The 8,319-nt window shown below is 76.7% G+C and carries 8 protein-coding genes; all 8 read left to right on the forward strand.

Annotated features, from left to right (window positions below; all coding sequences use genetic code 11):
• Nucleotides 1-5 precede the first annotated feature (5 nt).
• Nucleotides 6-1,640 carry a carbamoyltransferase C-terminal domain-containing protein gene (locus FKN01_RS30655; RefSeq protein ID WP_143625922.1) on the forward strand — a complete coding sequence of 545 codons (1,635 nt, stop codon included), beginning with the start codon at nucleotides 6-8 and terminating at the stop codon, nucleotides 1,638-1,640.
• Nucleotides 1,637-2,692: a glycosyltransferase family 2 protein gene (locus FKN01_RS30660; RefSeq protein WP_143625923.1), complete on the forward strand. Its 1,056-nt coding sequence runs from the start codon at nucleotides 1,637-1,639 to the stop codon at nucleotides 2,690-2,692. The genes FKN01_RS30655 and FKN01_RS30660 overlap by 4 nt, the downstream gene beginning before the upstream one ends.
• A complete protein-coding gene (locus tag FKN01_RS30665) occupies nucleotides 2,689-3,297 on the forward strand; it encodes an HAD-IIIA family hydrolase (RefSeq protein ID WP_143625924.1) in 609 nt (202 codons plus the stop codon). Before FKN01_RS30660 ends, FKN01_RS30665 begins: the two co-directional genes overlap by 4 nt.
• Nucleotides 3,294-4,301, forward strand: a complete 1,008-nt coding sequence (locus FKN01_RS30670) for a glycosyltransferase family 9 protein (RefSeq protein WP_143625925.1) — start codon at nucleotides 3,294-3,296, stop codon at nucleotides 4,299-4,301. Before FKN01_RS30665 ends, FKN01_RS30670 begins: the two co-directional genes overlap by 4 nt.
• The gene (locus tag FKN01_RS30675) at nucleotides 4,298-5,260 is read left to right on the forward strand and encodes a glycosyltransferase (protein ID WP_143625926.1); all 963 of its coding nucleotides are present in this window, start codon (nucleotides 4,298-4,300) and stop codon (nucleotides 5,258-5,260) included. The genes FKN01_RS30670 and FKN01_RS30675 overlap by 4 nt, the downstream gene beginning before the upstream one ends.
• A complete protein-coding gene (locus FKN01_RS30680) occupies nucleotides 5,257-6,498 on the forward strand; it encodes a glycosyltransferase (protein ID WP_143625927.1) in 1,242 nt (413 codons plus the stop codon). The genes FKN01_RS30675 and FKN01_RS30680 overlap by 4 nt, the downstream gene beginning before the upstream one ends.
• Nucleotides 6,495-7,115, forward strand: a complete 621-nt coding sequence (locus FKN01_RS30685) for an SIS domain-containing protein (RefSeq protein WP_143625928.1) — start codon at nucleotides 6,495-6,497, stop codon at nucleotides 7,113-7,115. Before FKN01_RS30680 ends, FKN01_RS30685 begins: the two co-directional genes overlap by 4 nt.
• Nucleotides 7,112-8,319: PfkB family carbohydrate kinase (locus FKN01_RS30690; RefSeq protein ID WP_143625929.1), on the forward strand; the 1,208-nt coding region annotated here is incomplete at its 3' end. The genes FKN01_RS30685 and FKN01_RS30690, both read left to right, overlap by 4 nt.

Raw genomic sequence — 8,319 nt, forward strand, 5'->3', positions numbered from 1 at the left:
AGCGCATGCGCGTGCTCGGAATCAACGCCCTCTTCCACGACCCTTCGGCAGCTCTGGTCATCGACGGGCAGACCGTCGCCGCCGCCGAGGAGGAACGCTTCAGCCGGCGCAAGCACGGCAAGCGCCCCGTGCCGTTCTCCGCCTGGGAACTCCCCGAACTCTCCGCCCGGTGGTGCCTGGAGAACGCCGGCCTGGAACCCGCCGACCTGGACGCGGTCGCCTACTCGTACGACCCCCGACTGGCCCGCCCCGCCGAGCAGATGGGGCTCCACGACCCCTGGGACGAGCTGCGCCAGACCTACGCCCGCAAGGCCCCCGAATTCCTCGCCGAGGCCCTGCCCGGCCTCGACCCGGACAAGGTCCGCTTCGTCCCCCACCACGTCGCGCACGCCGCCTCCGCCGGGCTCGCCGCCCCGCCGGGCGACCGCGCGGTCCTCGTCCTCGACGGGCGCGGCGAGTGCGCCTCGCAGCTGGCCGGCCACTACCGGGGCGGCGCCCTGGAGATCCTCAGCACCCAGCCGCTGCCCGAATCACTCGGCCTGTTCTACGAGGAGCTGACCGAGCACCTCGGATTCCTGCGCAGCAGCGACGAGTTCAAGGTGATGGCCCTCGCCTCCTACGGGAAGCCGGTGTTCGCGCAGCGGCTCGCCGAGTACGTCCACCACACCGGCGGCGGCGGCTTCCGCGCCTCCGGCGTGCCGTGGAGCGAGTTCGCACCGGCGCGCCGGCCGGGCGGCCCGTACACCGAGCAGCACGCGGACCTCGCGGCCAGCGCCCAGCGGTGTCTGGAGGAGACCGTCCTCCACCTGGCCTCCTGGCTCCACGAACGCACCGGCGCCACCCGCCTCGCGCTCGCCGGCGGCGTCGCCCTCAACTGCGTCGCCAACGCCCGCATCCACCGCGAGGGACCCTTCGACGAGGTCTGGGTGCAGCCCGCCGCCGGTGACGCCGGCACCTCACTGGGCGCCGCCCTCCACGTCTCCGCCGAGCACGGCCCGGTCACCCCGATGACCACCGCCGCCCTCGGCCGGGGCTGGAGCGACGACGAACTGCGCCGCATGCTCGAAACGGCCGCGCTGCCCTTCGAGGAGCCCGAGGACGTCGCCGCGGCCGTCGCCGAGGAGCTGGCGCAGGACGGTGTCGTCGCCTGGTTCCAGGGGCGCAGCGAGTTCGGCCCCCGGGCGCTCGGCCACCGCTCCCTGCTCGCCCACCCCGGGCGCGCCGAGAACCTGGAACGGCTGAACGCGGTCAAGGGGCGCGAGGAGTTCCGCCCGGTGGCCCCCATGGTGCTGGCCGAACGGGCCGCCGAGCTCTTCGACGGGCCGATGCCCAGCCCGTACATGCTCTTCGTGCACGAGGTCGCCGAAGAGTGGAAATCCCGCATCCCCGCCGTCGTCCACGTGGACGGCACCGCGCGCATCCAGACCGTGGACGCGGCCTCGGAACCGCTGGTCGCCCGGATGCTCACGGCGTTCGAGGCCCGCACCGGGCTCCCGGTCGTCGTGAACACCAGCCTCAACACCGCCGGCCGGCCCATGGTCGACCACCCGCGCGAGGCGCTGGAGTGCTTCGGGTCCGCGCCCGTCGACCTGCTGGCCATCGGGCCCTTCATCGTCCGCCGTTCGAAGGCGTTCACATGACCGCCGAAGACGCGGAACGGCGCGCGACGACCGCCGCGCCGGACGGGTCCCGGGACGCGCCTGGCGCCGACCCCTACTCCGTGGTCGTCCCCACCATCGGCCGCCCCTGCCTCGGTGCCTGCCTCGCCGCCCTCGCCGGGGCAGCCGTCCCCCCGCCGCGCGAGATCTTCCTCGTGGACGACCGCCCCGCCCCGGACACCCCGCTCGACCTCACCCCGGCCGGGCCGCTCGCGGATCGCGTCACGGTCCTGACCACGGGCGGCCGGGGCCCGGCGGCGGCCCGCAACGCCGGGCTGCGCGAGGTCGCCACGCCCTGGGTGGTCTTCCTGGACGACGACGTCCAGGTGCGCCCCGGCTGGGGAGCGCTGCTCGCCCACGACCTCGGCCAGGCCGGGCCCGGCACGGCCGGGGTGCAGGGCCGGCTGACCGTCCCGCTGCCCGACGACCGCAGGCCCACCGACTGGGAGCGCTGCACGGCCGGCCTGGAGGACGCCGCCTGGGCCACCGCCGACATGGCCTACCGCACGGAGACCGTGCGCCGGGCCGGCGGGTTCGACGAGCGCTTCCCGCGCGCCTTCCGGGAGGACGCCGACCTCGCCCTGCGCCTGATCGGCGGCGGCTGGACGCTGGCCCGGGGCACCCGCTCCACCCTGCACCCCGTCCGCCCCGCCGACCGCTGGGTCTCCGTGCGCACCCAGCGCGGCAACGCGGACGACGCCCTGATGAACCGCCTCCACGGACCGGACTGGTGGACCAGGGCCGGTGCCCCCCGGGGCCGGCTGCCCGGCCACCTGGCCGTCACCGCCGCCGGACTGGCCGCCGCCGCGCTGGCCCTGTCCGGACGGCGCCGGGCGGCGGCGGTCGCGGGCGCGCTGTGGGCCGCCGGGACCGCCGAGTTCGCCTGGGCCCGCATCGCGCCGGGGCCCAGGACCGCCGGCGAGGTCGCCACCATGCTCGCCACCAGTGTGGTGATCCCGCCGCTGGCCGTACTGCACCGGGGCCTGGGCGGCATACGCCACCGCCGGGCCGCCGCCTGGGGAGGCACCGGATGAGCTCCCAGCCCTGCCGCACCGCCCCGCCCGACGGGCCGCCGCTCACCCGGCCGGCCGCCGTGCTCTTCGACCGGGACGGCACCCTCGTCCACGACGTCCCGTACAACGGCGACCCGGACCTGGTCAGGCCCGTGGCCGGGGCCGCCGACGCCGTACGGCTGCTGCGCGAGGCCGGCCTGCGCACCGGCGTCGTCAGCAACCAGTCCGGCATCGGACGCGGACTGCTCACCCACCGGGACGTCCGCCGGGTCAACGCCCGCGTGGACGAACTGACCGGTCCCTTCGACGTCTGGGTCTACTGCCCGCACCGCCCCGACGAGGGCTGCCCCTGCCGCAAGCCCCGGCCCGGCCTGGTCATCGAGGCCGCCGCGCGGCTCGGCGTCCGCCCCGGCGACTGCGCCGTCATCGGCGACATCGCGGCGGACGTGCTCGCCGCCCGCGCCGCCGGCGCCGAAGGCATCCTCGTACCGAACGCGCAGACCCGGCCCGAGGAGACCGGGGCGGAGGCCGACCCCGCGCCCGACCTCCTCACCGCCGTCCGCAGGCTCCTCGCCCGCCCGCACCCCTCCGGGACGGCCGCCCACGTGAGGGGGCGGACCGCATGAGGGCCCTCGTCGTACGACTCGACAGCTTCGGCGACGTCCTGCTCGCCGGGCCCGCCGTCCGGGCGGTCGCCGCCCACGCCACCCACGTCACCATGGTCTGCGGGCCGCTGGGCGAACCCGCCGCGCGGCTGCTCCCCGGCGTGGACGAGGTCGTCGTCTGGCAGGCGCCCTGGGAGGGCACCGACCCGCCGCCCGTGGCCGAGGCGGACGTCCCCGGCCTGCTCACCACCCTGCGCGAAGGCCGGTACGACACCGCACTGGTGCTGACGTCGTTCCACCAGAGCCCGCTGCCGACGGCACTGCTGCTGCGCATGGCCGGGGTCGCCCGGATCGGCGCCGACAGCGTCGACCACCCCGGCCGCCTGCTCGACCTGCGCCACCAGCGGCTCCCCGGCCGGCACGAGGCCGAGGCCGCCCTCGACCTCGCCGTCGCCATGGGCTTCACGCTCCCCGCCGGCGACGCCGGCCGGCTGCGCGTCCTGCCGCCCCCCGACACCGCGGCGCTCACCGGAAACGGCCCCTACGTCGTCGTCCACCCCGGCGCCAGCGCCCCCGCCAGGGCCTGGGACCCCGGCAGGCACGCCGAGGCCGTCCAGGAGCTGGCCGACGCCGGGCACCGCGTCGTCGTCACCGGCGGACCGGCCGAGACCGGCCTCACCCGCCTCGTCAGCGGCGACGTGGCCGTGGACCTCGGCGGGCGTACCAGCCCCCGGACCCTCGCCGGGGTGCTGCGCCACGCCGACGCCCTGGTCAGCGGCAACACCGGACCCGCCCACCTCGCCGCCGCCGTCGGCACCCCGGTCGTCTCGCTCTTCGCGCCCGTCGTGCCGGCCTCGCGATGGGCGCCGTACGGAGTGCCCTTCGTACTCCTCGGCGACCAGCGCGCCCCCTGCGCCGACACCAGGGCCCTGCACTGTCCGGTGCCGGGCCACCCCTGCCTCGACGGCGTGACCGCGCACGACGTGGTGAGCGCGGTGCACAAGCTCCGGAAGGAGAGAGCGTGAACATCCTCATCTGGCACGTCCACGGTTCGTGGCTGACCTCCTTCGTCCAGGGCCCGCACACCTACCTGGTGCCGGTCACCCCCGACCGGGGGCCGGACGGCCTCGGCCGCGCCCGCACCTGGGACTGGCCCGCGTCCGTCCGGGAGCGCACCCCCGCCGAACTCCGCGACGCCCCCGTCGACCTCGTCGTCCTGCAACGCCCGCACGAGATCGAGCTCGCCCACGAGTGGACCGGCAGACGCCCCGGCCGGGACGTGCCCGCCGTGTACGTCGAGCACAACAGCCCGCACGAGACGCCCGTGGACACCCGGCACACACTCGCCGACCGGTCCGACATCCCCGTCGTCCACGTCACCCACTTCAACCGCCTCATGTGGGACAACGGCCGGGCCCCCACCGCCGTCATCGAGCACGGCATCATCGACCCGGGACCCCAGTGGACGGGCACCGAGCCCCGGGCCGCCGTCGTCGTCAACGAGCCCGTGCGGCGCGCCCGCACCACCGGCACCGACCTGCTGCCCGCCTTCGCCGCCGCCGTCCCCCTGGACGTCTTCGGCATGCGCACGCAGGGCCTCGCGGCCCACCTGGGGCTCACCGGGGCCCAGTGCCGCACCTTCGACCTCCCGCAGGACGAACTCCACCGGGCCATGGCCCACCGCCGGGTCTACCTGCACCCGGTGCGGTGGACCTCGCTCGGCCTCTCCCTGCTGGAAGCCATGTTCCTCGGCATGCCCGTGGTCGCCCTCGGCACCACGGAAGTGCGCGAAGCGGTGCCGCCCGGCGCCGGAGTCGTCTCCAACCGGCCCGAGGTGCTCACCGACGCCCTGCGCCACTTCGCCGCCGACCACGCCCACGCCGAGCACACCGGCCGCCTGGCCCGGGAAGCGGCCCGGGCCAGGTACGGGGTCCAGCGCTTCCTGGACGACTGGGACCGACTCATGAAAGAGGTCACGCGATGACGCAGCCCATGCCGCGACCCGTCCGGATCGCCCTGGTGTCCGAGCACGCCAGCCCGCTCGCCGAACTCGGCGGCCCCGACGCCGGCGGACAGAACGTGTACGTGGCCCAGCTCGCCGGATGCCTGGCCCGCAGGGGACACGACGTCACCGTCTACACCCGCCGCGACCGGCCCGACAAACCGACCCTGGTGCGGACCGAGTCGGGCGTGAAGGTCGTCCACGTACCGGCCGGCCCGCCGACGACCGTGCCCAAGGACGACCTGCTCGCCTGGATGCCGGACTTCGGCGCCTACCTGGCCAGGCTCTGGCGGCTCAACCGCCCCGACGTCGTCCACGCCCACTTCTGGATGTCCGGCCTGGCCGCCCTCGCCGGAGCCCGCGAGGCCGGCGTCCCCGTCGTGCAGACCTACCACGCCCTCGGCACGGTGAAGAGGCGTCACCAGGGCGGCGAGGACACCAGCCCGCCCGAGCGCGTCGACATCGAGACCCGGATCGGCCGCGAGGCCCACCGCATCATCGCGACCTGCGCGGACGAGCTCAACGAGCTGACCGCCATGGGCATCCCGCGCTCCCGGATCAGCATCGTGCCCTGCGGCGTCGACACCGAGCACTTCGCCCCGGTGCCCCTCGCCGGCCGGCCGCCCGGCGCCCCGCACCGGCTGCTGTCCGTCGGCCGGCTCGTCCCCCGCAAGGGCTTCGACCGCGCCATCAGGGCCCTGGCGGGCGTCCCCGGCACCGAACTCCTCATCGCCGGCGGCCCGGAGGCCCCGCTCCTGTTCGCCGACCCGGAGGCCGAACGCCTGCGCAAGGTCGCCTCCGAGTACGGGGTCGCCGAACGGGTCCGGCTCCTCGGCTGCGTACCGCAGGGCCTGATGCCCCATCTGATGTCCAGCGCGGACCTGCTGCTGTCCCTGCCCCGCTACGAACCGTTCGGCATCGTCCCCATCGAGGCGATGGCCTGCGGCGTCCCCGTGGTGGCCACCGCCGTCGGCGGACAGCTGGACACCGTCGTGGACGGCGTGACCGGCACGCTCGTGCCGCCCGCCGACGACGACGGCCACGACCTCGCCGCCACCATCCGCGACCTGCTCGCCGACCCCGGCCGGCGCGCCCGCTACGGAGCGGCCGGCCGCACCCACGCGCTCGCCCGGTTCACCTGGGACGAGGTCACCGACGGCGTCTCCCGCGTCTACGCCGAACTCGTCCGCACCCCCCAGCCCACGGAGGTGGCACGATGAAGCTGATCGCCCCCGGCCAGCACTGCGACGACCTCGCCCGCGCCCTCCCCGCCTTCCGCCGCGCCGCCGGCGTCACCGAACGCTGGGGCAAGACCCTGGCCCGCGTCCTGTCCGACGGCGGCCGGCTCCTCGTCGCCGGCAACGGCGGCAGCGCCGCCCAGGCCCAGCACCTCACCGCCGAACTCGTCGGCCGCTACCAGGGCGACCGCCCCGCCTACTCGGCGATCGCGCTGCACGCCGACACCTCCTCGACCACGGCCATCGCCAACGACTACGGCGTGCACGAGGTGTTCGCCCGGCAGACCTGCGCCCACGGCCGCCGGGGCGACATCCTCATGCTCCTGTCCACCAGCGGCGCCAGCGCCAACCTGCTGGAGGCGGCGCAGGAGGCCATGCGCATCGGCATGCCCGTCTGGTCCCTCACCGGGCCCGGGCCCAACCCGCTGTCCGCGACCAGCGACGAGTCGCTGTGCGTCGAGGCCGCCGGATCGGCCACCGTGCAGGAACTCCACCTCGTCGCCGTCCACATGATCTGCGAGAGCTTCGACCGCGAGATCGCCGCCCGCGCCGCCGCCCGCCCGGTGGCCGGCACCCCCGCCGAGGAGGACGCCTCGTGAAGCGCCCCGCACCCCTCGTGATCGTCGGCGACTCGCTGCTCGACCAGGACGTCTCGGGCCGCGCCGAACGCCTCGCCCCCGACGCGCCCGTCCCCGTCGTCACGGGCGCCGAGCACCGCGACCGCCCCGGCGGCGCCGCCCTGGCGGCCCGCCTCGCCGCCGCCGACGGGCGCGAGATCACCTTCGTCACCGCCCTCGGCGACGACGAGGCGTCCCACACGGTCCGCGGCCTGCTGCGCGACCGGGTCCGCCTGGTCGAGCTCCCGCTCGACGGGCCCCTGGCGCGCAAGACCAGGCTCATGGCGGACGGACGGCCCCTGCTGCGCCTGGACGAGGGAGACGGGCGCGCCGCCGGCCCGTCGTCCGAAGCCGAACAGGTGCTCGCGGACGCCGGGGCGGTGCTCGTCGCCGACTACGGGCGGGGCACCGCCGACGTCCTGCGCGAGACGCTGACCGCGCGGGCCGCCCGGATCCCCGTCGTCTGGGACCCGCACCCGGCCGGCGGCCCCCCGGTCCCCGGCACCCGGCTCGCGACCCCCGCCGCCGCCGAGGCGCGCCACTTCGCGGCGGATCCGGGGCCCGCCGCCCCGGCGCGCTCCGAGGGCCACCGTGCCGTCCTGCGCCGGGCGTCGTCGGACGCCCGGACCCTGCTGGAGAAGTGGGGGATCGCCTCGGTCGCGGTGACCCTCGGCGAACAAGGCGCCCTGCTCGCGCGCGGCGGCCCCCCGCTGCTGGTGCCCGCGCCCTGGCGGGCGAGCGGCGACTGCTGCGGCGCCGGGGACAGCTTCGCCGTCGCGGTCGCCGGCCGGCTCGCGGACGGCGACCTGGTCGAACTCGCCGTCCGCGAGGCCGTCGAGGCAGCCGCCCGCTTCGTCGCCGGCGGCGGCGCCCACGCGGTGCTCCAGGACGCCCCGCCCGCCGAGCCGGCCGGCACCTCCGGCGACGCCCGCGCACTCGTCCGGCGCGTCCGCGAGCGGGGCGGCACCGTCGTCGCGGCCGGCGGCTGCTTCGACCTCCTGCACGCCGGACACGTCGAACTCCTCCAGGCCGCCCGCCGGGCCGGCGACTGCCTCGTCGTCTGCGTCAACTCCGACGCCTCCGTCCGGCGCCGCAAGGGCGTCGGGCCGGCCCGGGGGGCGGGCGCCCCCCCGGGCCCCCGGCGGGGGGGGCCCGGCGGGGGGGGGGCCCGGGGCCGGGGGGGGGG

Origin of the sequence: Streptomyces sp. 130 (assembly GCF_007096885.1) — a bacterium.
In the GTDB taxonomy this organism is placed as follows: domain Bacteria; phylum Actinomycetota; class Actinomycetes; order Streptomycetales; family Streptomycetaceae; genus Streptomyces.